Annotated in this window: 20 protein-coding genes; 11 read left to right on the top strand and 9 right to left on the bottom strand. The window is 72.9% G+C overall.

What is annotated here, in order from left to right; translation table 11 throughout:
- The coding region (locus GUY60_RS03125; RefSeq protein ID WP_161693474.1) for a TerD family protein at positions 1 to 581 on the bottom strand (581 nt) is incomplete at its 3' end.
- Positions 582 to 1,327: 746 nt separating this feature from the next.
- Between GUY60_RS03125 and GUY60_RS03130 the strand changes: the two genes are divergently transcribed.
- The 4 genes from GUY60_RS03130 to GUY60_RS03145 all read left to right on the top strand — a co-directional run bounded on the left by GUY60_RS03130 (position 1,328) and on the right by GUY60_RS03145 (position 6,223).
- A complete protein-coding gene (locus GUY60_RS03130) occupies positions 1,328 to 1,774 on the top strand; it encodes a DUF6643 family protein (protein WP_161693475.1) in 447 nt (148 codons plus the stop codon).
- A gap of 50 nt (positions 1,775 to 1,824) precedes the next feature.
- Entirely contained in the window at positions 1,825 to 2,649 is an 825-nt protein-coding gene (locus GUY60_RS03135; RefSeq protein ID WP_161693476.1) for an MOSC domain-containing protein, read from the top strand.
- Positions 2,650 to 2,993: 344 nt separating this feature from the next.
- Positions 2,994 to 3,599 carry an Rv1733c family protein gene (locus GUY60_RS03140; protein WP_161693477.1) on the top strand — a complete coding sequence of 202 codons (606 nt, stop codon included), beginning with the start codon at positions 2,994 to 2,996 and terminating at the stop codon, positions 3,597 to 3,599.
- Positions 3,600 to 3,796: 197 nt separating this feature from the next.
- Positions 3,797 to 6,223, top strand: a complete 2,427-nt coding sequence (locus GUY60_RS03145) for a right-handed parallel beta-helix repeat-containing protein (RefSeq protein ID WP_161693478.1) — start codon at positions 3,797 to 3,799, stop codon at positions 6,221 to 6,223.
- Here GUY60_RS03145 and GUY60_RS03150 read toward each other — a convergent pair.
- Positions 6,193 to 8,673 carry a hypothetical protein gene (locus GUY60_RS03150; RefSeq protein ID WP_312866166.1) on the bottom strand — a complete coding sequence of 827 codons (2,481 nt, stop codon included), beginning with the start codon at positions 8,671 to 8,673 and terminating at the stop codon, positions 6,193 to 6,195. The genes GUY60_RS03145 and GUY60_RS03150 overlap by 31 nt on opposite strands.
- Positions 8,674 to 9,046: 373 nt before the next feature.
- On the opposite strand from GUY60_RS03150, the gene GUY60_RS03155 reads away from it, so the two are divergent.
- Both GUY60_RS03155 and GUY60_RS03160 read left to right on the top strand, forming a co-directional pair.
- Entirely contained in the window at positions 9,047 to 9,925 is an 879-nt protein-coding gene (locus GUY60_RS03155) for a DeoR/GlpR family DNA-binding transcription regulator (RefSeq protein ID WP_161693480.1), read from the top strand.
- Positions 9,926 to 10,045: 120 nt separating this feature from the next.
- Complete coding sequence (locus GUY60_RS03160) at positions 10,046 to 10,531, top strand: SRPBCC family protein (protein WP_161693481.1); 486 nt, start codon at positions 10,046 to 10,048, stop codon at positions 10,529 to 10,531.
- A gap of 18 nt (positions 10,532 to 10,549) precedes the next feature.
- On the opposite strand, the gene GUY60_RS03165 is transcribed toward GUY60_RS03160, so the two are convergent.
- The gene (locus tag GUY60_RS03165; RefSeq protein ID WP_161693483.1) at positions 10,550 to 11,683 is read right to left on the bottom strand and encodes a PLP-dependent cysteine synthase family protein; all 1,134 of its coding nucleotides are present in this window, start codon (positions 11,681 to 11,683) and stop codon (positions 10,550 to 10,552) included.
- 306 nt (positions 11,684 to 11,989) lie between these two features.
- On the opposite strand from GUY60_RS03165, the gene GUY60_RS03170 reads away from it, so the two are divergent.
- Positions 11,990 to 12,319 carry a hypothetical protein gene (locus tag GUY60_RS03170; protein ID WP_161693485.1) on the top strand — a complete coding sequence of 110 codons (330 nt, stop codon included), beginning with the start codon at positions 11,990 to 11,992 and terminating at the stop codon, positions 12,317 to 12,319.
- 435 nt (positions 12,320 to 12,754) lie between these two features.
- Positions 12,755 to 13,225, top strand: coding sequence for an ATP-binding protein (locus tag GUY60_RS03175; protein ID WP_161693487.1), 471 nt, complete (start codon positions 12,755 to 12,757; stop codon positions 13,223 to 13,225).
- Between the two features lie 50 nt (positions 13,226 to 13,275).
- On the opposite strand, the gene GUY60_RS03180 is transcribed toward GUY60_RS03175, so the two are convergent.
- The 3 genes from GUY60_RS03180 to GUY60_RS03190 are packed head-to-tail and all read right to left on the bottom strand — an operon-like array spanning position 13,276 to position 16,963.
- Entirely contained in the window at positions 13,276 to 15,843 is a 2,568-nt protein-coding gene (locus GUY60_RS03180; RefSeq protein ID WP_161693489.1) for an ABC transporter permease, read from the bottom strand.
- A complete protein-coding gene (locus GUY60_RS03185; protein WP_161693491.1) occupies positions 15,840 to 16,646 on the bottom strand; it encodes an ABC transporter ATP-binding protein in 807 nt (268 codons plus the stop codon). Before GUY60_RS03185 ends, GUY60_RS03180 begins: the two co-directional genes overlap by 4 nt.
- Positions 16,643 to 16,963 carry an SHOCT domain-containing protein gene (locus GUY60_RS03190; protein WP_161693493.1) on the bottom strand — a complete coding sequence of 107 codons (321 nt, stop codon included), beginning with the start codon at positions 16,961 to 16,963 and terminating at the stop codon, positions 16,643 to 16,645. Before GUY60_RS03190 ends, GUY60_RS03185 begins: the two co-directional genes overlap by 4 nt.
- Positions 16,964 to 17,194: 231 nt before the next feature.
- On the opposite strand from GUY60_RS03190, the gene GUY60_RS03195 reads away from it, so the two are divergent.
- Positions 17,195 to 17,827, top strand: a complete 633-nt coding sequence (locus GUY60_RS03195; protein ID WP_161693495.1) for a hypothetical protein — start codon at positions 17,195 to 17,197, stop codon at positions 17,825 to 17,827.
- Between the two features lie 84 nt (positions 17,828 to 17,911).
- Positions 17,912 to 18,100: a hypothetical protein gene (locus tag GUY60_RS03200; RefSeq protein WP_312866163.1), complete on the top strand. Its 189-nt coding sequence runs from the start codon at positions 17,912 to 17,914 to the stop codon at positions 18,098 to 18,100.
- 116 nt (positions 18,101 to 18,216) lie between these two features.
- On the opposite strand, the gene GUY60_RS03205 is transcribed toward GUY60_RS03200, so the two are convergent.
- The 3 genes from GUY60_RS03205 to GUY60_RS03215 form a co-directional block, all read right to left on the bottom strand.
- Positions 18,217 to 19,452, bottom strand: a complete 1,236-nt coding sequence (locus tag GUY60_RS03205) for an ROK family protein (RefSeq protein WP_161693497.1) — start codon at positions 19,450 to 19,452, stop codon at positions 18,217 to 18,219.
- Positions 19,453 to 19,640: 188 nt separating this feature from the next.
- On the bottom strand, positions 19,641 to 20,315 hold the full coding sequence (locus GUY60_RS03210; protein WP_161693499.1) for an alpha-ketoglutarate-dependent dioxygenase AlkB family protein: 675 nt from the start codon (positions 20,313 to 20,315) through the stop codon (positions 19,641 to 19,643).
- A gap of 64 nt (positions 20,316 to 20,379) precedes the next feature.
- Positions 20,380 to 21,273 (bottom strand): NADP-dependent oxidoreductase, encoded by an 894-nt coding sequence (locus GUY60_RS03215; RefSeq protein ID WP_161693548.1) that lies wholly within the window; start codon positions 21,271 to 21,273, stop codon positions 20,380 to 20,382.
- A gap of 143 nt (positions 21,274 to 21,416) precedes the next feature.
- Here GUY60_RS03215 and GUY60_RS03220 point away from each other — a divergent pair, with 143 nt between their 5' ends.
- On the top strand, positions 21,417 to 21,920 hold the full coding sequence (locus GUY60_RS03220) for a winged helix-turn-helix transcriptional regulator (RefSeq protein ID WP_223178652.1): 504 nt from the start codon (positions 21,417 to 21,419) through the stop codon (positions 21,918 to 21,920).
- Positions 21,921 to 21,983 lie beyond the last annotated feature (63 nt).

Raw genomic sequence — 21,983 nt, forward strand, 5'->3', positions numbered from 1 at the left:
GGCGGCTGTACGGGGGCGGCGGGGGCGGCCGATACGGGCGCCGCCGGGGCTTCTTCGGGCGCTTCGACGGCGATGCCGAAGTCGGTGGCGAGTCCCGCGAGGCCGCTGTCGTAGCCCTGTCCGACCGCGCGGAACTTCCAGGCGCCCTGGCGCCGGTAGAGCTCGCCGAGTACGAAAGCCGTCTCCATGGAGGCGTCGCCGCTGTCGTAGCGGGCGAGTTCGGCACCGTTCGCCGCGTCGACGAGCCGGATGTGCAGTCCGGGGATCTGTCCGAACGAGCCACCGTCGGACGAGGCGGCGAGCACCACGGTCTCGATTTCCGGCTCCACGCGCGCGAGGTCCACGACGAGCGTGTCCGTCACCTGGCCACCTGCGGGCCGCTTGCCTTCGTGCCGCACCGCGCCCGAGGAGTGCTGGGCCTGGTTGTAGAAGACGAAGTCCGCGTCGGAGCGCACCTTGCCCGCCGCGAGCAGCAGCGCCGAGGCGTCGGCGTCCGGCACTCCGGGGCCCGACCGCCAGCCGATCTCCACGCGCACCGCGGGCGCGGGCACCGGAACGTTCGATCCTTTAGGCATTGACATGTCCGCCCCCATTGCGCGTTGTCGGGTCGGGAAGGCCGGTGAACGACCGCGCGGGCGCGGCCGGTCGGATACCGGCCAACCTAATCCCCGCACCGCGAGGAGCCCCTCCCCGGGGTGCCGGCGCGCCGCCCGCCACCCCCGCGTACGGAACCGTCGCACCGCACCCGGAGCGCTCAACTCGCCCTCGTACCAAGCGAGAAGGAACCCGTAGATCTTGAACAGCCGCTGAAGGAAACACGGCTCGGCGGCGAGAATCCGGAGAAGTCGAACGGTGATCCGCGCGGGGTGCACGTATTAAGAAGTGAGTGTCTTCGGCCCGGACGACTCGGGGAAGCGGCGAAAAGCGCTCAGGACGATGAGCGTGGAAGTCACCGCCCAGGGTGAATTCCCGCGCCCTCTCCACGACGTGGATCGAATATACGCGCGGTGTCGACTTCACCCCTCGGGAGTACCCGAGTTGACGGTCGGGGAACAGGCCGGTGCCGGGCCGTTCGTCGCGTCGTGGCCGCCCTGTCGCGAGGTCGAGCCCGAGCTGCGGCGACGTTCCCGCACAGCACCGCGCAGGCGAGCGGGGTACGGGGGCGGAGGCGGGAGGATCCGACGGTTCGGGGTGCCGTCGCGGCGACGGTCGGGCGTCGCCCTCTCCTCAATCGAAGGAAAGGTCAACACGAGGCAGTTCCTTGCCCACACGCCACACCTATGTCAGGGCTATCCAACCAGCACATCTTGGGCTTAACTTATGTGGCATGACCTCCCCCCGCTCCACCTATGGCGGCGGTTACTACTCCGCGCCGTCCTTCCCGGACACCCCGATCTATGACTCGCTCGTGGCTGAGCGCGGCACTCCGCAGATCGCCCCGATCCGGGTTCCCTCCGCTTACGACACCGGCAGCAGCCTGCCCGCGCTGCCCGCGGCACTGCCCGCGCTGCCGGCCGGGCCCTCCGCACCGAACAGCTCCTACGGCTACCCGTCGCAGGCGCAGCAGGCCCCGATGCAGCCCGCTCCCGCCCCGCACATTCCGCAGCAGGCCGCCGGGCCGCGCGGTTACGGGGGTGGACAGCCGCAGCAGCAGCGGCCGTTCGGCGGCGGCACCGGTTACGAGACGATGCGACCGGCGACGCCGCGCCCCGCTCCGGCGCCCAGCCAGTACGAAGACCCGTACTACCGCCAGCAGCCCGGCCGGGGTTACTGACGGATCGACCGGCGCCCGGGGCTGTCAGTGCCTGCTGGCAGGATGGCCCCATGCCGAAACCATCGCTGCGCTCGATCCGCGTCCACCCGCTCAAGTCGGTGCAGGGGTATGCGCCGACGGAGGCTGTCGTGGAGCCCTGGGGGCTCGCGGGCGACCGTCGGTGGATGGCCGTCGAGCCGGACGGCCGTTATGTCACGCAGCGCCACCAGCCGCGCCTCGCGCTGGTGGCCGCGGAGCCGCAGCCCGGAGGCGGGCTGCGGCTGTCCGTTCCCGGCCGCAGGCCGCTGACCGTGTCCGTACCGGACAGCGCGCACACGGTGCCCGTGGAGGTCTGGCACGACCAGGTCGAGGCCGTTCCGGCGGCGGCTTCGGCGAGCGACTGGCTGAGCGACTGGCTCGACACCGAGATACGCCTGGTGCACCTGGACGACCCGGCGAGCCGGCGGCCGCTCGATCCCGAGTTCGCCCGGCCCGGCGAGACCGTCAGCTTCGCGGACGGATTCCCGCTGCTGCTCGCGGCGCTCTCCTCCCTCGACGCGCTCAACTCCCTGATCGAGCAGGGTGATCACGCCGACGAGGGCCCGCTCCCCATGAACCGGTTCCGCCCCAATGTCGTCGTCGACGGCACCGCCCCCTGGGCCGAGGACGACTGGTCACGCATCGCCATAGGTGAGGTCACCTTCCGTGTCGCCAAGCCCTGCGGCCGGTGCGTGGTGACGACCACCGACCAGCGCACCGCCGAGCGCGGCAAGGAACCGCTGCGCACCCTCGCCCGGCACCGCCGCTTCGGCGACCAGCTGGTCTTCGGCCAGAACCTGGTGCCCGAGAACACCGGCACCATACGCATCGGGGACCCCCTGGAGATCCTCGAATAGCACCCGCCCCAGGAACCCGCTCTCCCGGTACGGCCGTTGCGTTCAGTACGACCGTTACGCTCGGCGACTGCGTGCAAGGGCCTGGCCTCCGCTTCCGCACCCCGGAGTGTGGCCGAAAGCGAGCGGGAGCACACTGGGCAGAGAGCGGTGCGGGTCGCAGTCGGCGATGATGCGACCACCGGGCACCCGAGCCGGTTCGACGGACCGCGGAGCGGCTCGGACACGTGACCGGTTTTCGGTGTGGCGAGCCGCTGAGGAGGGTGATGTCGCTCTCTCTCGGGGCCACCCGCGCTTGAACCGTGCCGTTTCCGGACAGGACGGACGCGGAAGGGGGGTGCAGGATCGTGCGGGCAATCACCGGTATCTGGCGCTGGCGGCACAATCCGCTGCGCCGTACGACCGATGCCGTCGAGGCCTGGGTGGCCTTGGCGGCCGCGGTACTCATGCTGGTCGCCGCCCCGCTGGTCGGCACCGTGACCGGCTCGGTCACCGAGGACGCGCTGCACGCGGCCGTACGCGCACAGCACGCGGAGCGTCACACAGTGACGGCGACCGTGGTCAGAACCATGACGCAGCCGCCGGTGGACCCCGACCCCGAGACCGCGTCGGCGCGCGACGGTCACCACCGGGTCGTCGCCAACTGGACGGCGCCCGACGGCAGTCGACGCACCGGGCCCGTCACGGCCGGCGCCTCGGCCGCCACTCCCGGTGACCGTTTCCGGCTGTGGACGGACAGCGCGGGCCGCCCCACCACCCGCCCGATGGACGCCGGTACGGCCACCACGCACTCGGTGCTCGCGGGCTTCGGTGTGGCCGCGGCGACCGGTGCCGCCGTCGAGGGCATGCGGCGGATCCTGGTCTGGCGGCTCGTCTGCCGTCGGTACGCGGCGTGGGACAGTGAATGGGCGAAGGCCGGTCCCGACTGGGGCCGTACAGGAACCGGCAGTTGAGCTGATTCCGGACAGAGCGCGACCGTCTCCGGCACGGCTCGCGCACCCCGCCGCCACACCGCCCGCCCACGGCCTCCGGGCGGACCGGGCAGCGGACCGGGCAACCGACCGGGAGAGCGGTCAACTCCCCTCCCCCGCGCACGCTACGGTGGACGCCAGTCCGTCGGGATCGCACGAGGTGGGGGCAGAACAGCGCCATGGCACAGGGCACGGTCCAGGTGACGCACACCGGCACTTCGAGGTGGCGGCGCCGCACGGGCGAGTACGCGTCGCTCGCCGCGGCCCTCGATGCGGCCGGCGACGGCGACGTACTGACCGTGGCCCCGGGGACGTACCGGGAGAATCTTGTGGTGGGGCGGGCGGTGACGCTGCGCGGTCCGGAGGGCTCCCCCGGCTCCGTGCGCATCGCGCCCGCCGACGGTGTGCCGCTGACCGTGCGCGCCTCCGCCGTGCTGCAGGACCTGCAGCTGGAGGGCCAGGACGCGGCGGCGCCCGCGCTGCTCGTCGAGGACGGTGCGCCCGAGCTGACCGATCTGCGGATCGTCACGCGCTCCGCGTCCGGCCTCGAAGTGCGCTCCGGCGCGCGTCCCACGGTGCGCCGCTGCACCGTCGACAATCCGGGCGGCATCGGGATCGCCGTACTCGACGGGGCCGGCGGTGTCTTCGAGGAGTGCGAGGTCGTCGCGGCCGGACAGAGCGGCGTGGCCGTGCGTGGCGGCGCCCACCCGCGCCTGGAACGCTGCCGGGTGCACCACACCTCGGGCACCGGGATCTCCGTGACCGGCGAGAACTCCGGCCTGGAGGCGCTGGGTTGTGAGGTGTACGAGGTCAAGGGCACCGGTGTGCAGATCACCGGGCGGGCCGGCGCGCACTTCACCGACTGCGAGGTGCACCGTACGACCGCCGACGGCATCACGCTCGACACGGACGCCGTGCTGACGCTGGCCGACTGCCATCTGCACGACATCCCGGAGAACGCGGTCGACCTGCGGTCCCGTTCCGTACTCACCCTGACCCGCTCCACCATCAGCCGCTTCGGGCGCAACGGCCTGTCCGTGTGGGACCCCGGCACGCGCGTGGACGCCAACCAGGCGGAGATCCACGACAGTACGGGCGACTACCCGGCGGTGTGGGTGAGTGACGGCGCGACCGCCGTGCTCGACGCCTGCCGGGTGCATGACGTGCCGGACGCGCTGTTCGTGCTCGACCGGGGCTCGCGGGTCGACGTCGTGGACAGCGACCTCTCGCAGGTGCGCAACACGGCGGTCTCGGTGAGTGACGGCGCCATCGCGCAGCTGGACGACTGCCGTATCCGTGAGGTCGCCACCGGTGCCTGGTTCCGCGACCACGGCAGCGGCGGCACGCTCTCCGGGTGCACGATCGACGGCGTACAGACCGGCGTGATCGTCACCAAGGGGGCCGACCCCACGGTGGAGCGGTGCGCGGTCACCTCGCCGTCGGAGGCCGGTTTCTACGTCTCCGCCGAGGGCCGCGGCAGCTTCGTCAACTGCCGGGTCACGGGCAGCGGCGGGTACGGCTTCCATGTACTCGACGGCTGCCGCTCCACGCTGCGGCGGTGCCGTACGGAGCGCTGCGCGCGCGGGGGTTACGAGTTCGGGGACGGCGGCGGCGCGCAGACCTCGGGCGGTACGGGCGGGCCTCAGGTGGAGGACTGCACGAGCGACGAGAGCGCGGGCGCGGCGCCGCCCGCCGCGCCGGAGCCCACCGTGCAGCGCGCCACGCAGCAGGCCGGGCTGCTCGGCGGGGTGCCCGAACAGCGCCCCACGGAACCCGCGGTGGCGGCCGAGCCGGTGCGCAGCTCGAACGACGTCCTCGGTGAACTCGACACTCTGGTGGGCCTGGACAGCGTCAAGCGCGAGGTGCGGGCCCTCACCGACATGATCGAGGTCGGCCGGAAGCGTCAACTGGCCGGTCTGAAGGCCGCGTCGGTCCGCCGCCACCTGGTCTTCACCGGCTCCCCCGGCACCGGAAAGACGACCGTGGCCCGGCTGTACGGCGAGATCCTCGCCTCGCTCGGAGTGCTGGAGAAGGGCCATCTGGTCGAGGTGTCGCGCGTCGACCTGGTCGGCGAGCACATCGGCTCGACGGCGATCCGCACCCAGGAGGCCTTCGAACGCGCGCGTGGCGGCGTGCTGTTCATCGACGAGGCGTACGCGCTGTCGCCGGAGGACTCGGGGCGCGACTTCGGCCGTGAGGCGATCGACACCCTGGTGAAGCTGATGGAGGACCACCGGGAGGCCGTCGTGGTGATCGTCGCCGGGTACACGGCGGAGATGCGGCGCTTCCTGTCCGTCAACCCCGGTGTGGCGTCCCGGTTCTCACGCACCATCACCTTCGGTGACTACGCGCCGGAGGAGCTGCTGCGGATCGTGGAGCAGCAGGCCGACGAGCACGAGTACCGGCTCGGCACCGGTTCGTCCGAGGCGCTCCTGAAGTACTTCACGGTGCTGCCGAAGGGCGAGGCGTTCGGCAACGGCCGGACCGCGCGGCAGACCTTCGAGGCGATGGTGGAGCGGCACGCGGGCCGGGTCGCCCAGCTCGCCGAGATGAGCACGGACGACCTGACCCTGCTCTACCCCGAGGACCTGCCCGAGCTGCCCTGACCGGGCTCGGCGCCCGAGGGGCCGCCGGAGGCGCTCGCGGACGGGCCCGCGGCCTCGGCGTCGTCCGTGCGGGGCGCGGGCAGTTCAGCGGCCGCCTGCGCCTCTTCGGCCGCTTCTGCCTGTTCTGCCGCCTCGGCCGCTTCTGCCACGCACCCTTCGGCCGCGCACCGGTGCTCCTGCTCGGGTACGGCGCCGGGGCGCAGCCGGGCGAGCAGCCTGCCGCGCACCTCCGCGAAGGCCGGGTCGGCCTGGTAGTCGCCGTGCCCGAGGATGGGCGCGGGCAGCGGCCGGCTCTCCGTACGCCCGTACGCGAGCGGGTCCTTGAGAGGGGCGTGGTCGACGTCGGGGCCGCAGGCGCCGGGCAGGTCGATGGGGCCGCCGATGGGGTCGGTGAGCCGGTGCAGATTGCGCCAGCAGTCGACTTCGCGGTGCAGGGACATCAGCGCGGTAGGCCCGAAGTGGGCGGGGAACCAGCGGCCGTAGAGGCGGCGCAGCGGTGAGCCGTAGGTGAGCAGGGCGACGCGGCGACGTACCGAGGGGCGCAGTTGCCAGACCGCGGCGGCGGCGAGGACGCTGCCCTGGGAGTGCCCGGAGATGACGAGGCGGCCGCCGGTCTGCCGGGTCCAGGTCGCCATCCGCCAGGTCAGGTCGGGCACCGCGCGCTCCGCGTAGCAGGGCGGCGCGAAGGGGTGGGCGGCGCGCGGCCAGAACGTACCGACGTCCCAGAGGATGCCGATGGTGCGGCGGGCCGAGGGGTCGCGGTAGGCGCGGCGGCCCCAGGTGACGAAGAGTATGAAGCCGAAGCCGATCAGCCAGGAGCCGAGTGCCTCGGTGGTGTCGGCGACGCCCTCGATGAACGCGGGTGTGCCTTCGGCGGCTTCGCCCGGTACCTGGCCGGTACCCCAGGCGCCGACCAGTGCGGTGGCGCCGAGCAGCAGCGTGAGGGCGGAGACGATGCCGGCGATGACCGGCGCGTGGTCGGTGAGCGCGGCACGCGCGCGTGTGCCCGCGATACGGCGGGTGCGTTCCGGATCGGGCTGCTTCACGTCGTACTCGTCGGGTACGCGGCGGATCTCCAGGCGGGCGCGCTGGCGGGTGCGGAGCAGCAGGATCACGCCGAGCAGCAGCACGACGACGAGCAGCACCGGGATCACCGCGGCCTGCCAGGACAGCACGACGGGCGGGCCGACGAACGCGGCGCCGCTCTCGCCGGGGGTGCCGCCGCCGTCCAGCCAGTCACCGACGCGCTGGGCGACACCGCCGGACATCACACCGCCGAGCGCGCAGGCCAGCATCGCCACGGCCGGGCCGCCGACGCCGCCAAGTGCCGTGCCCGGTACGCGGCTTCGGCGGTACAGGGCGAGGGCGACGGCGGCCAGGGCGAGGACGAGGAGGCCCTGTACGAGGGCGATCACGCCGAAGGTCTCGTAGCCGGGGAGGCGGCCCGAGGAGCGCCAGCCGGGCCGGTCCCAGGCCGCGTAGACCATGGCGAGGCCGAGGACGGCGAGTGCGGTGAGGGGCAGGACGCGGACGATGCGGTCCAGGTGCCCGTCGACGGTGCTCTCGCTGCGGCCGCGACGGCACACCACGGCCACGACGGTCACGACGCCGAGGACGAGTACGGCTTCGAGGGCGATACCGACCACCTGGAGGGCGCCGTCGCCCGCCGTGCGGTCGTGGCGGGCGGCGGAGGTGCCGACGGCGGCGGCGACGGTGAGCAGGCCCGCGGCGGTGTGGGCGGCGCGCAGGCGGGCGACGAGGCGGCGCCCGTACCAGAAGCCGGGCCGGCTCAGGGCGCTGCGCGGGCCGTCCTCCTCGGGCTCGCTCTGGTGCGGCAGCGGCTGCTGCGATTCGTACGCGCTCCAGGTGCGCTGCGACAGGTACCAGAGCAGCGCGGTGAGCGCCGCGGGGGCGAGGGCGGCGAGGGCGAGGCGGCGGCCGGGCTGGGTCCACCAGCCGTCGGGGTTCTCGGAGGGCGACAGGAAGGTGAGCCAGGCGCGTTCCCCGGCGCACGCGCGTGTGCCCGCGCACTGCCAGGCCGTGAGGTCGAGGGCGACCTCGCAGACGGCGGCCACGAGAAGGACGGTGAGGGTGAGGGCGACGAGGCGGACGAACATGCCGTACGCGCGTACCGCCCGGCGCATGCCGCTCGCGGTGGGGCGCATCCAGTGGGCGAGGTTGACGACCATGAACGGCAGCAGCAACAGCCACAGGGCGCGGGAGCCGTTGCCCGAGGTGAGGTTGGACCAGACGTACGCCTCGGGGACCGGCCTGCCCTCGTACTCCTCGGGGTGCTGCTCGGCCTCCACGTCCTCGGCGCGGCGGTGCACGGCCGCGGTTCCGTCGCCGGTGATCCGTACCGTGCTCGGGTCGTTGAGCATCTCCTGCGGCGTGGTGCCGCCGACTCCGTGCACGAGCAGTTCCAGGGCGATCCGGTCGCCGCCCGCCACGGGGGCGGCCTGGTGCTCCTGGTGCTCCTGACGCTCCTGCGTCGAAGGCTTGCTTGAGCTCTGCCCCTGGTCCTGGTCCTGGTCCTGCTGTGCTGTGGTGTCCTTCGACGTCGCGTGCCGCACTGGTCCCCCGGCCCCCCGTGATTCTTCAGTTCATGGTGCGGAACCAGGATCCTCGGTCGTGAGCCCTGTGGGCACCCCTCGTCACGGAATCTCCCGAAGGTGTGCGGTCCCACCCCCACGTACGGGCGATGACCCGACTGTCAGTGCCCCGTGCGAGGATGAGAAAACCTCACGTCAGACGGCTCTGCCCCGGCCTGTGCGTGAGGCCGCAGGCCGAGCACCGCACTCGACGGAAGGACCGGGACCGGGCGTGAGCGAGAACCAGAACCTGCTCGCGGAGCAGCGTCGGGCCCTGATCCTCGACGAGGTCAGGCGGCGCGGTGGTGTCCGGGTCAATGAACTCACCCGCAAGCTGGGCGTCTCCGACATGACGGTGCGGCGCGACCTGGACGCGCTGGCCCGGCAGGGCGTCCTGGAGAAGGTGCACGGCGGGGCGGTTCCGGTGGTCGAGGCGAGCACCCATGAGCCGGGTTTCGAGGCCAAGTCCGGGCTCGAACCCAACGCCAAGGAGGCCATCGCGCGTACGGCCGCGTCGCTGGTGGCACCGGGCAGCGCCATCGCGCTCTCGGGCGGTACGACGACGTACGCGCTCGCGCAGCAGCTCCTCGACGTGCCGGACCTGACGGTGGTGACCAACTCGGTGCGGGTCGCGGACGTGTTCCACTCGGCGCAGCGGACCGGCGGCACGGGTCAGGGCGCGGCCACGGTGGTGCTCACCGGCGGGGTGCGCACACCCTCGGACTCCCTGGTCGGCCCGGTCGCCGACCTGGCCATCGGCACGCTCCACTTCGATGTGCTGTTCCTCGGGGTGCATGGCATCTCGGTGGAGGCCGGCCTTTCCACGCCGAACCTCGCGGAGGCGGAGACCAACCGGCGCCTGGTGCACTCCGCGCGCCGGGTCGTGGTGGTCGCCGACCACACCAAGTGGGGGAAGGTGGGGCTGAGTTCGTTCGCGGCCCTGGAGCAGGTCGACACCTGGGTGACGGACGGCGGCCTTCCGACGGAGGTGCGTACGGATGTGGCGGAGCGGCTCGAACGGCTGGTCGTCGCCGGGGACGAGGAGCGAGTCGTCGCCGCGGACCAGGAGAGAGTCGTCGCCTCGGACGAGGAGAGAGCGGCGGAGGCCTGAGCGGCCGCGTCCCTCGCCGTACGCCGCGTACGCCGCCGGTCCGCTAGAGACATCTTCCCGGCCCGCCGCTATGGTGACCGGGCTCTGTCAACGATCGTTCACCCAGGGGGTGTCGCGTCCATGGCCCGCCAACTGAGCCCCGTGGGGCTTGAGTTCATCGAGACCGCGCCGGTGCGCCTGGTGTTCGCGCGCGAGGTGTCGGCGCCGCCCGCCGCGGTGTACCGGGCGCTCGCCGAGGACGTCACCGGCTGGCCCGCGTGGTTCAGGGCCGTGACACTGTGCCGCCCCACCGGGAACGGCGCGGGCCGTGAGGTCAAGCTGCTTGGCGGGGTGCGCTTCCAGGAGTCGATCCTGGCCGCCGACCCGAACGAGCGGTACGCGTACCGCGTGGACACCGTCAACGCCCCCGGCCTGCGGGCCCTCGTGGAGGAGTGGCACCTCACCCCGGCGGGCACCGGGACGCGGGTCCAGTGGACGTTCGCCGCCGACGGGCCCGCGCCGCTGCGTACCGTCCTGAAGGCGGCGCGGCCGGGCGTGGCCAAGGCGTTCAAGGACGCGACCGGCAGCCTGGACAAACGCCTCTCGACGAGCCCCACCCAGCGCTAGCCCCCCGGAGCGGCGTGGCTAGTCCGGCCACACCCCTGTGGCGAGGAGCGATTCGATCGCCGCCGCGTACGGCCTGATGTCGAGGCCCTGCTCGGCCAGCCAGGTGTCCGAGTAGTACTTGTCGAGGTAGCGGTCGCCCGGGTCGCAGAGCAGGGTCACGACGCTGCCGGTGCGGCCCTCGGCGACCATCTCGGCGACGATCTTCAGGGCGCTCCACAGACCCGTACCGGTCGAGCCGCCCGCCTTGCGGCCGATGGCCTGCTCCAGGGCGCGTACGGCGGCGACGCTCGCCGCGTCCGGCACCTTCATCATCCGGTCGATGGCGCCGGTCACGAAGCTGGGCTCCATGCGCGGGCGGCCGATGCCCTCGATCCGGGAACCGCAGTCGCTCGTGGCGTCCTGGTCCTCGTGCACCCAGCCGTCGAAGAAGCAGGAGTTCTCCGGGTCCGGCACACAGATGCGGGTGTCGTGCTGCATGTAGTGCACATAGCGGGCGATGGTCGCCGAGGTGCCGCCGGTGCCCGCGGTGGCGACGATCCACGCGGGTTCCGGATAGCGCTCCAACCGCAGTTGCTGGTAGATCGATTCGGCGATGTTGTTGTTGCCGCGCCAGTCCGTGGCCCGCTCCGCGTACGTGAACTGGTCCATGTAGTGGCCGCCGGTGCGCACGGCGAGTTGGGCGGCCTCCTCGTACATGGTCCGCGGGTCGTCCACGAAGTGGCAGTCGGCGCCGTGGAATTGGATCAGGCGGCACTTCTCGGGGCTGGTCGTGCGCGGCATCACGGCGATGAAGGGCACGCCGATCAGCTTCGCGAAGTACGCCTCGGAGACGGCCGTCGAGCCGCTGGACGCCTCGATGACGGGGCGGTCCGGGCGGATCCAGCCGTTGCAGAGCCCGTAGAGGAAAAGTGAGCGGGCGAGGCGGTGCTTGAGGCTGCCGGTCGGGTGCGTCGACTCGTCCTTGAGGTAGAGGTCGATGCCCCAGCTCTCCGGCAGCGGAAAGCGCAGCAGATGGGTGTCGGCGGAGCGGTTGGCGTCCGCCTGGACCTTGCGGACGGCCTCCTTCAGCCAGTCGCGGTACGCCGCATCGGTGCGGTCCACGTCCAGTGTGCTCCTGGCCACCGCGGCCCCGGGCTGTTCTGTGGTGCTCACGCGCTGCTCCTCGGCTTGGTGCCCGGCCCTGACGGAATCCGGCCTGACCGCTCTCGGACAGCTCGATGATAGACACCTTGCGACGCCTTCCGCACGCTTCTCACCTGCATAAACACACCTTTGAGAGCCTCAAAGGAACGCATCGCTCCGCTTACTGCGCTGGGCGCGCGGCCCCCGCCGGAGACGCGTTCGAGCGGCGGCGTACGGTGCGTGGACAGCCCCGCGAACAGGGGCACTGGTGCTCGACCTCCGTGACGGGCAGACTGCAGGTCGAAGGCGTTTTCATCGCATGAGGGGGCGGGCGGCATGGCGGAGCCGGAGTTCACGGCCACGGGCGTGCGGATCGGGCGGAGGCTGCGCTCGCTGACCCGGGCCGGTCAAGTCCGTATCAACAACGGCCGCCTTGAGCTGCTGACCAGTTACGGACGCGAGATCGACAGTGCCCCGCTCGCCGCGGTGTCGGCGGGCCGGCCGTGGTTCGGTCCGGACGACAAGGCGCAGGCCACGGTGAACGGCATCCGCTACTCCCTGACCCTCGGCGAGGACGATCCACGGCCCGGCGAGGCGGGGCCGCCGTCGGCCCGCCGCTTCATCGACGCGGTACGCAGGGCCGGCGGGCGCCTCTCCGGCGTCTGAACCGCGCTGCGGCGTCTGAACCGTGCTGCGCGCGGGCGCCTGACCCGCGCTGCGCTTCGGCGTCTGACCTGGGCGGGGTGGCTGACTTGCGCGCGGGAACGGCGGATTCGGGCGGCTGATACGCGGGCTACGGCTCAAGAGGCGCGGCCGGGCGCCGAGTTGCGGAGCGGTACCCCCTGAGTCACGCTGGACCCACGTCACTCAGGGTTTACAGGCGGTCACGCTGGGAGCCAGCGTTCCACCGCCCTCAGCAGCAGGCAGCACTGTGGGATCCAGGATTCCGCTCCTCCGGCCGGTATCCGCCGGGCTCCTCGACACGCGTCGGGGCTCAAGGCGCTTCGCGGGCTTCGGCCTTCGACCTTCGGCTTCGGCCGGTGCGGCACTCCTGATCCGTTCGTCGTCTTCTTCCGGACCTCAATTCGGGGAGTCGCAGCCGTGATCAGCCACCCGAGCAGGCATTGCACGGTGGGTCTCCAGGCCCTTCCGTCGCGCATCGGACAAGTCCGCAGAATCATCTCGGCCCAACTCCGGCACTGGCATCTCGATCCGCTGGTCGACCGTGCCGCGCTCGGGGTCACCGAGCTCCTCACCAACGTCCACCGGCACGCCGGTCCGGACAAGATGTGCACCGTGGAGATCGAGTTACTGCTCGACCGGCTCACGGTCTCGGTGCACGACCACGATCCGCGGCTGCCCGAGCTGCGGGTGGCCGGTTCCTTCGACACCGGTGGGCGCGGGCTCGCGCTGATCGCCGCGGTGAGCGAGAGCTGGGGCGTCCGGCCTGACGGCGACTGCCGCGGGAAGACCGTCTGGTTCACGCTCCCCACGGTGCCGCCCGCGGTGGCGGTGCCGGATCACGCCGCGTACGCGGAACAGGCTCCCGCCCGGTCGGCCGTCGCCGGCTGACCGGGCGGTGAGGTTCCGCGTACATCCCCGTGTCCACGTACCCGCGTGCCTCACTCCGTGGCGATCGCGTGCAGGACGTCCAGGCGGGCCGCGCGGCGGGCCGGACGCCAGCCGGCGAGTGCTCCCGCGGCCAGGCCGACGAGCGCGACCACGGCGAGCTGCACGGGCGGTACGGCGAACGCGAAGTCGGTGTCGCCCGAGCCCTGCGAGGCCTGGACGAGGACCCAGCCGAGGAACGCGCCGAGCACCAGGCCGCCCGCCGTACCGAACGCCGCGACCAGGACCGACTCCCAGCGGACCATGGCCCGTAGCTGGGCCCGGGTCTGCCCGACGGCGCGCAGCAGTCCGAGTTCGCGGGTGCGTTCGTGCACGGCGAGGGTCAGGGTGTTGGCGATGCCGAGCAGCGCGATGAGGACCGCGAGGGCGAGCAGCGCGTAGACGAGCGTGAGCATCATGTCGATGCCGCCTGCCGAGGCCTGCGCGTACTCGGCACGGGTCTGCACCTCCGGACTGCCGTACGCGGCGGCCGCCTTGTCGACCGCGGCCTTGCCGTCGGCCACCGGGACGCCGTCGTCGAGGGTGACGGCGATCAGGGTGTCGGAGTCCTGGCCGCGGTGCGGGGCCCAGGCCTCGCGGGTGAGGACGTAGTCCCCGGCGAGTTCGGACTGTTCGTAGACCGCGCGGACGGTGAAGGTGTCCTCGGTGCCGTCGGTGAAGGCGAGTTCGGCGCGCTCGCCCGGGGCGAGGCCGCGCCGGTCGGCTTCGGCGCGGGACAGCGCGAGGCCGTCGTCGCCGAGGGTGTCGAGCGATCCGCTGACCGCGCCCAGGTCCAGGCCCTTGGCGAGGGCCACGGGGTCGGTGATCGTCAACTGGCGGCCCGCGCCGTCGACTTCGGCGACGCCACGGCCGAGCCCGACGGCGCTCGCCACCTCGGGGAGTTCCGCGACGCGGCCCGCGAGCGCGGGGCTGAGCCCGCTGCCGCCCGCGCCGAACGCGGGGGCGCTGATCGCCACGTCGCCCGCGAAGGAACGGTCGACGGTCTGGTCCATGGTGGCCTTGAGGGAGGCGCCGAAGACGGTGAACAGGGCCACCACGGCGACGCCGATCATCAGGGCGGCGGCGGTGGCTGCCGTGCGCTTGGGGCTGCGCAGCGCGTTCCGCCTGGCCAGGGAGCCGGTGATGCCGCGCAGCCGGTCGAGGGGCGCGGCGAGCCGGAGCGCGCCGGTCGAGGCGGCCGGGCCGAGGACCACGAACGCGACGAGGGCGAGTACGGCGCCGGTGCCCGCCAGCCAGATCGACGGCGTGACGAGCACACCGACGAGGGTGACACCGACGGCGACGAGCGCCAGGGCCACGCCGGTCGCGGCCCGGCCGCGCGCGGTGCCCGAGCGGTCGACGGCGGTCTCGCGGAGCGCGGCGAGCGGAGCGGTACGTCCGGCGCGTACGGCGGGCAGCAGAGCCGAGCCGAGGCAGACGGCGACGCCGACGAGGAGCGGCAGGCCGAGCGAGACCGCGCCGATCACCAACTCGCCCGCGGGGAACGGGAATCCGAGCGCCGGGAAGAGTGCCTGGAGTCCGGCGGCGATCCCGATACCGCCGAGCAGCCCGGCCGCGGAGGCCACGACCGCGACGACGGCGGCCTCGGCGAGGGCGGCGCCCACGACCTGGCGGCGGGCGGCGCCGAGGGCGCGAAGGAGGGCGTTCTCGCGGGTGCGCTGGGCGACGACGATGGCGAAGGTGTTGTGGATCGAGAACGTCGCGACGAGCAGCGCGATGCCGGAGAAGACCAGCAGGAACGTGGTGAACAGGTCCAGGAACTGCCCGGAGATCATGTCGGTGTTCTCGGCGGCGGAGGCCTCCCCGGTGATCGCCTCGACGCCCTCGGGCAGGACGGGGCCGAGCGCGTCGACGAGTTCCTGCTGGCTGGTGCCGGGTCCGGCGCGGACCAGGACGGACGCGGCCTCGCCGGGCTTCGGGGTGAGGTACTTCTCGGCGTCGGCCCTGGTCATGCCGGTGAAGGTGGTCTGCGCCATGCCGTTCTCGCCGCCGAAGGTGGCAAGGCCGACGATCGTGACGCGTACCGGTTCGGGGGTGCGCAGGACGGTGCTGTCGCCCAGCTTCAGGCCGCCGGTCGCGGCCGCGCCCCGGTTCACGACGACCTCGCCGCCGCGCTGCGGGGCGCGGCCCTCGGCGAGCCGGTACGGGTTGAGGCGGGTGTCGTCGATCCAGTTGCCGGCGAGGGTGGGCGGTCCCTGGCCGCCGATGGGTTCGCCGTCGGCGCCCACGAGTTGACCGGCGCCCTGGATGTTCGCGACGGCGGCGGCGACACCCGGTACCTGTGCGACGCGGGTGGCGAGGTCGCTGTCGACGGGGCCGCGCGCGCCCTGGCTCTGGCCGGGCGTGGTGATGGTGTCGGCGCTGCGGACGACGGCGTCGGTGCCGCCCGCGGCCCCCGCGAACAACGAGTCGAAGCTCGCCCGCAGGGTGTCACCCATGACGAGCGTGCCGGTCAGGAAGGCGACGCCGAGCAGCACGGCCGAGAAGGTCCCGGCGAAGCGGCGCTTGTGGGCGCGCAGCGAGGAGAGGCTGATCCGCGCGGTGGCGGCTGCGGAGCTCATGACAGCACTCCTTGTCCGCGCCGCTCGCCCGCGCCGTCCAGGGCCTTCGTATCCAGGGCCTTCGTGTCCAGGGCCTTCATGCGGTCGAGTACGCGGTCGGCGGTCGGTTCCCGCATCCGGTCGACGAGCCGCCCGTCGGCGAGGAAGACCACCTCGTCGGCGTGGGCGGCGGCCACCGGGTCGTGGGTGACCATGACGACGGTGCGGTGGGTCTGCCGTACGGCGTGGGCGAGCAGTCCGAGTACCTCGGCGCCGGAGCGGGAGTCGAGGTTGCCGGTCGGCTCGTCGGCGAAGACGACATCGGGCCGGCCCGCGAACGCCCTTGCCACGGCGACGCGTTGCTGCTGTCCGCCGGAGAGTTCGGCGGGCCGGTGGTGCAGCCGGTCGCGCAGGCCGACGGTGTCGACGAGCGCGTCGATCCACTCGGCATCGGCCCGCACACCGCCCAGGTCGAGCGGCAGCGTGATGTTCTCCGCGACCGTCAGCGTGGGCAGCAGGTTGAACGCCTGGAACACGAAGCCGACGCGGTCGCGGCGGAGCAGGGTGAGGCGGCGGTCGTCGAGGGAGTTCAGTTCGGTGCCGCCGATGGCAGCGGTGCCGGAGGTGAGGGTGTCGAGTCCGGCGGCGCAGTGCATCAGGGTGGACTTACCGGAGCCCGAGGGCCCCATGATCGCGGTGAACCGGCCGGCCGGGAAGTCGACCGTCACCCCGTCGAGGGCCCTCACTTCGGTGTCACCGCCGCCGTACACCTTCACGGCGTCGACGACCCGGGCGGCGACATGCGGGGCAGGCGCGGTATTCACGCCGCACCGCCCTTCTTCTCGGTGCCGTACGCACGCCCGAACTGCTCGTCCAGGACGCTCAGTCGGCGCCAGTACTCGTCCTCGTCGATCTCGCCGGAGGCGAAGCGGTGCCCGAGCACCGTGATCGGCGACTGCGGGTCGGGGCCCGCGGCCGGACCGGCCGGACCGCCCGGACCGAAGCGCGGTCCACGGCCACGGCGGCGCCAGACGGTGCGCCGCAGCACGGTGACGACGCCGACGATCACGGCGGCCCAGATCAGCGGAAAGAACAGGATCCACGGGCCGGGCCCGCCGTCCCAGTGCGCCAGGGTCTGCATGTCGACTCATCTCCTCGGTGGCTTCGGCGCCGGATCGCGCCGTGGCAGTTGGTGATGAGTCGAGAGTCGCGCGCAGAGGTTGCCCACGTCGTCGTACGGCCAGCGGCAGTGCGGGTACGCCGCGGGGAGTACGGGGGCGGTGCGGGGCTGCTTCGTGGGGTGGCTGTGGGCCAGAGGTGCGGGCCTGCCCGAGTGAAGGGTCCGCGTCAACCGGGCCTAGACTCCCTCCCCATGCCTGATTCCCTCACCTCGCGCCCAGCTGCCACCGCCACAGTCATCCGTGTCGCAGAAGCGAGGGCCCGGAAGGCGGTGAGGTTCGGAGTGGTCCTCGCTGCGCTGTACTCGGCGCTGGCCCTGACCTTCGTCGCGGTCTTCGCGCGTTCCGCCACCCAGTCCGCCGAGGCCTGGCCATCGGTGCTGGGCGGAATCATCGGGCTGGCGCTTCCCGCGGTCGGCGTGCGCGGGGCCATCACGGTGATCCGCCGGGGTCGGGACCTGCGCGATCTGTTCGTGGCCACCGACGAGTCCGGCGTGTGGGTCAGCCAAGGCGCGGGGCTGAAGGTCGTCCCCTGGGACTCCCTGGCGGCGACCGTCCACCACTGGAGCGAGGCAGGCGGAAGCCCCGCCGGGAGGGACCACTCGCTCGATCTCTGCCCGATCGGCGCCATCGACCCCGAGGACCCCGTACTGGGCAACTTCGTCCATGACGACGAGCCGTTCCGCCCCGGACTGCCCCGGCTGCGCTACCGCTTCAGCGGCAACCATCCGTACCGGGAAGCCCTGGCGGAAGCGGTCCGTCAGCAGGCCCCGCACCTGTGGGCCGGTGAGGTCGAACGCGAACCGGGATACCTGGCGGCGAAGTAGCGCCGCACACCGGCGTCCCTCCATACCGATGTTTCGATCTTCAAGTTCCGGCAAGGAGTCGATCAGTCGACGGAGGGGGAACCGGTGTTGTCGAGCGGTGGCCAGAACGGCCAGTGGGTGCGTACCCGTACAGAGGCGGACGCGAAGGCGTTCATCCAGGAGAAGCAGGCCGAACAGGAGCGTTCGCTGACGGCGGGTCCTGGCGCCCTGGTCCTCGGTGCCGTCGCGGTGCTGTTCCTCGCCGGGCTGGCGCTGTACGCCTGGCTCAACTGACGAGTCCGGTACGGGGAGCGGGAGTTGACCGGTTCACGTGCTGACGTCGGTACGGGGAGCGGGAGTTGACCGGCTCGCGTGACAACGGCCGTACGTGGACCGGGAGTTGAGCCGATTCACGCCGCCGTCAGTGCGGCCAGTGGATCGTCGAGTACCGGCTGCCAGGCCAGTTCGGCGGCGCCCACCAGGCTGTTGTGGTCGAGGGTGCAGGGCAGGATCGGTACGCCTCCGCTGCGGCCCCACAGGCTGCGGTCGGCGACGACGGCGCGCAGCCGCTCCGGGTCGGCGGCGAGCAGTTCGCGGTGCAGGCCGCCGAGGATGATGCGGTCCGGGTTGAGGATGTTGACGAGCCCGGCGAGGCCGAGGCCGAGCCGGTCGATGAGCTCCTCGGCGGCGGCCCGCACGGCCGGGTCCGCGTACTCCCGGGCGAGCAGGTCGCGGGCCTGCTTGAGCAGCGACACCTCGGGCCCGGGGTCGCGCCCGGCCGCGGTGAGGAAGGCCAGCGGGTCGGCCTCGACGTCCAGGCAGCCGCGGCTGCCGCAGTGACAGGGCCGGCCCTCGGGGTTCACGGTGAGGTGGCCGACCTCGAGCGCGAGGCCCGAACTGCCGGTGTGCAGGCGGCCGTCGAGGACCAGGGCGCCGCCCACACCCCGGTGCCCGGTCGCCACGCACAGCAGGTCGGCGGCGCCCCGACCGGCGCCGTGGCGGTGCTCGGCGAGGGCTGCGAGGTTGACATCGTTGCCCGTGAACGCGGGGCCCGACAGCCCGGCGGCGCGCACCCGCTCGGCGAAGATCTCGCGGACCGGGGCACCCACGGGCCAGGCCAGGTGCAGCGGGTTGAGCGCCTGCCCCTCGGGCTCGGCGACCGCCGACGGCACGGCGAGGCCCGCGCCGACGCACCGGCGTCCGGTCTGCCGCAGCAGTTCCACGCCCGCCTCGACCAGCGAGCCGAGGATCTGCGCCGGGTCGGCGTCGATGGTCTCGCAGCCCGGCGCGGTCGCGGCGATGGTGCCGCCGAGCCCGACGAGCGCGGCGCGGTACCCGTCGGCGTGCACCTGGGCGGCGAGCACGACGGGCCCGTCGTCGGCGACCACGAGGCGGTGCGAGGGGCGGCCCTGCGCCCCGGCCGCGGCACCCGGTTCGACGCGGATCAGGCCGAGCGCCTCCAGCTCGGCGGCGACGGCGCCCGCGGTGGCGCGGGTGACGCCGAGTTCGGCGGTGAGCACGGCACGGGTCGGGGCCCGCCCGGTGTGCACCAGTTCAAGTGCGGGGCCGAGCGCACCGCGTCCTCTCTCCAGCCGGGTACGCGTGGACACCTGCCCCGCCTCACCGGGCGCCGCCTTGCCGTTCATGGACGCGAGTCTCCCATGATCCGGGGCCCGCGAGTCCGGCGGTACGTGGACCCGTACCGTGATTCGGTCGGGTCCTACGAAACGGGGTGGCGGGTTCCGGGCAGGACGTACAAAGCCCAAGTGCCCGCCGGAACCCGGACGTTCGGGGCGCCGGGCGCGCTTCCGCCACGTCCGGGACGCGCACGGACTCAGTCCGCGAACCCCGAGACCCGCAAGGTGATGTTGAGTCGGCCACGCTCCATCCCGATCGCCGCACTCCCGGTGCCCGGATACACCTTGGGCACCCCGTGGTACGCGAACCGCGAGGGCCCGCCGAACACGAACAGGTCGCCGCTGCGCAGCTCCACATCCGTGTACGGCCGCCCGCGCGACTCGGTGTTGCCGAACCGGAACAGACAGCTGTCGCCGAGGCTGAGCGAGACGACCGGCTCGTCGGCCCGTTCGTCACTGTCGCGGTGCAGGCCCATGCGCGCGTGCGCGTCGTAGAAGTTGACGAGCCCGATGTCGTACGCGCCGGGCTCGACGGCCGTGCCGTACGCCTCCCGTACGGCGCTGCGCGCGAGGGTGCCCAGGAGGTCGGGGAACGGGGTGACGGGCGCGCCGTCGCCGTCGACGACGGTGCGCGCGTAGCCGTACGGGTACCAGTGCCACCCCAGGCACACCTGCCGCGCGGTCATCTCGCCGCCGCCCGGGGTGCGTACCGTGCGCAGCCCGGCGGGCGGCCTCGCCCACTCCCGGCAGGCGGCGACGAGCCGACGCTGCTGTTCCTGGTCCAGCCAGTCCGGCACGTGCACGGCGCCGGGCGCGACCTCGGTGCGCTCGCGCGTCAGCGGGAAGAGCACTTCGCGGTGGTCGTCGTCCATAGGTCGATTGTCCCGCCGCCCCACGGACGACCGGTGGCAGCACGGACGACCGGTGGCCGCGTGGTCAGGGCAGCAGTACGAGCCGCCCGCGCAGGCCGCCCTCGGCGAGCCGCACATGGGCCTCGGCCGCCGCGTCCAGCGGGTAGGTGCGGGCGACGCGGGGCAGCAGTACGCCCTCGTCGGCGACGCGCGCGAGTTCGGCCAGGCGCGCTCCGTCGGCCTGTACGTCCAGGGCCGCGATCCGGATGCCGCGCTCCGCCCGCGGCTCCTGGCCGGGCCAGAGACCGGCGTAGCTGCCGCCGTCACGCACCGCGGCGATCGCCTCGGCGCCGAGCCCGGCGGCGTCGAGCACACCGTCGAAGGCGGCCGGAGCGAGCGCCGCGCCGCGCGCCACGAAGTGGTCGGCGCCCCGCGAGGCGAGGAACTCGGCGTCGCCCGCGGCAGCGAGCGCGGTGATCACCAGGCCGTGCCGGTGCGCGAGTTCGACCGCGTGCGCGCCGACGGCACCGGCCGCCCCGGTGACGAGGAGGCTCTGCCCCGGCCGCAGCCCGAGCAGGCCGAGCGCCTGGTCCGCGGAGAGGGTGTTGAGGGGAAGCGTCGCGGCCTGCGTGTCGTCGAGGGTCGACGGGGCCGCCGCGACGGCGTCCGCGTCGAGCACCACGTAGTCGGCGTGGGTGCCGAGCGGGGTGAGGTGCCCGGTGGACAGGCCGATGACCCGGTCGCCGACGGACCAGGGCGCGCCCTCGCCCACCGCGTCGACGGTGCCGGCCACGTCCCAGCCGAGGCCGACCCGCTCGGCGGCGCCGAAGACCCCGGCGCGCATGGCGGCATCGACCGGGTTGAGCGCGGCCGCGGCCACCTTGATCCGGACCTGGGCCGGTCCGGCCTCGGGCACCGGGAGTTCGGTGATCTCGACCGAATCGGGACCGCCGAAGCGGGACACGGTCACAGCACGCATACGCATGGGTTGTCCTCCAGGAATGGTGGTCGCACCGGCTGTGAGCTGGCTTCTTACGTTTGGTGCGTGACTCCATGGTGGGCCAGGATGGAAGGTCCCACAAAAGGCACACGCGTGTGCGGAACGGGAAGGCGGTGTGCGCCATGGACGCCGAAGCGCTCGGTACGCGGGTGGCACAAGCGGCACAGCCGGCACAACCAGCACCAGCACCAGCGGCACAACCGGACCGGGCGCCCGGTCCCGCCGGGCCCTGTGCGCGCTGGCCCGCCGAGCAGGGCGAGACCATCCGGCAGATCGTCGACCGGGCGGGCGACAAGTGGACGGTGCTGATCATCGGCACCCTGGAGAACGGGCCGCTGCGCTACACCGAGTTGCAGCGTGCCGTCCAGGGCATCTCGCAGCGCATGCTCACCCACACCCTGCGCCAGTTGCAGCGCGACGGCCTGGTCACCCGCACCTCACACCCCGAGGTGCCGCCACGCGTCGAGTACGCGCTCACCGAACTCGGCGCCACCCTGCTCGTCGCCGTGACCGCGCTCATCGACTGGGCGGGCACGCACCACGACGAGATCAGCGACAACCGCGCCCGCTTCGACGAGGCGACGACGGCGACAGCGACGACGACGGCGACGGCCGCACAGGCCTGAATCAGTACCTGGATCGGTACCTGGATCGGTACCTGAATCAGTGACAGAACTCCCCCTCACCAC

It is taken from the genome of Streptomyces boluensis, assembly GCF_009908195.1.
GTDB lineage: Bacteria > Actinomycetota > Actinomycetes > Streptomycetales > Streptomycetaceae > Streptomyces > Streptomyces boluensis.

Coding starts and splice junctions, on each gene's coding strand:
- GUY60_RS03130 (WP_161693475.1), top strand. CDS start 1,328: ATGACCTCCCCCCGCTCCACCTATGGCGGCGGTTACTACTCCGCGCCG.
- GUY60_RS03135 (WP_161693476.1), top strand. CDS start 1,825: ATGCCGAAACCATCGCTGCGCTCGATCCGCGTCCACCCGCTCAAGTCG.
- GUY60_RS03145 (WP_161693478.1), top strand. CDS start 3,797: ATGGCACAGGGCACGGTCCAGGTGACGCACACCGGCACTTCGAGGTGG.
- GUY60_RS03160 (WP_161693481.1), top strand. CDS start 10,046: ATGGCCCGCCAACTGAGCCCCGTGGGGCTTGAGTTCATCGAGACCGCG.
- GUY60_RS03170 (WP_161693485.1), top strand. CDS start 11,990: ATGGCGGAGCCGGAGTTCACGGCCACGGGCGTGCGGATCGGGCGGAGG.
- GUY60_RS03180 (WP_161693489.1), bottom strand. CDS start 15,843: ATGAGCTCCGCAGCCGCCACCGCGCGGATCAGCCTCTCCTCGCTGCGC.
- GUY60_RS03190 (WP_161693493.1), bottom strand. CDS start 16,963: ATGCAGACCCTGGCGCACTGGGACGGCGGGCCCGGCCCGTGGATCCTG.
- GUY60_RS03195 (WP_161693495.1), top strand. CDS start 17,195: ATGCCTGATTCCCTCACCTCGCGCCCAGCTGCCACCGCCACAGTCATC.
- GUY60_RS03205 (WP_161693497.1), bottom strand. CDS start 19,452: ATGAACGGCAAGGCGGCGCCCGGTGAGGCGGGGCAGGTGTCCACGCGT.
- GUY60_RS03210 (WP_161693499.1), bottom strand. CDS start 20,315: ATGGACGACGACCACCGCGAAGTGCTCTTCCCGCTGACGCGCGAGCGC.
- GUY60_RS03215 (WP_161693548.1), bottom strand. CDS start 21,273: ATGCGTGCTGTGACCGTGTCCCGCTTCGGCGGTCCCGATTCGGTCGAG.
- GUY60_RS03220 (WP_223178652.1), top strand. CDS start 21,417: ATGGACGCCGAAGCGCTCGGTACGCGGGTGGCACAAGCGGCACAGCCG.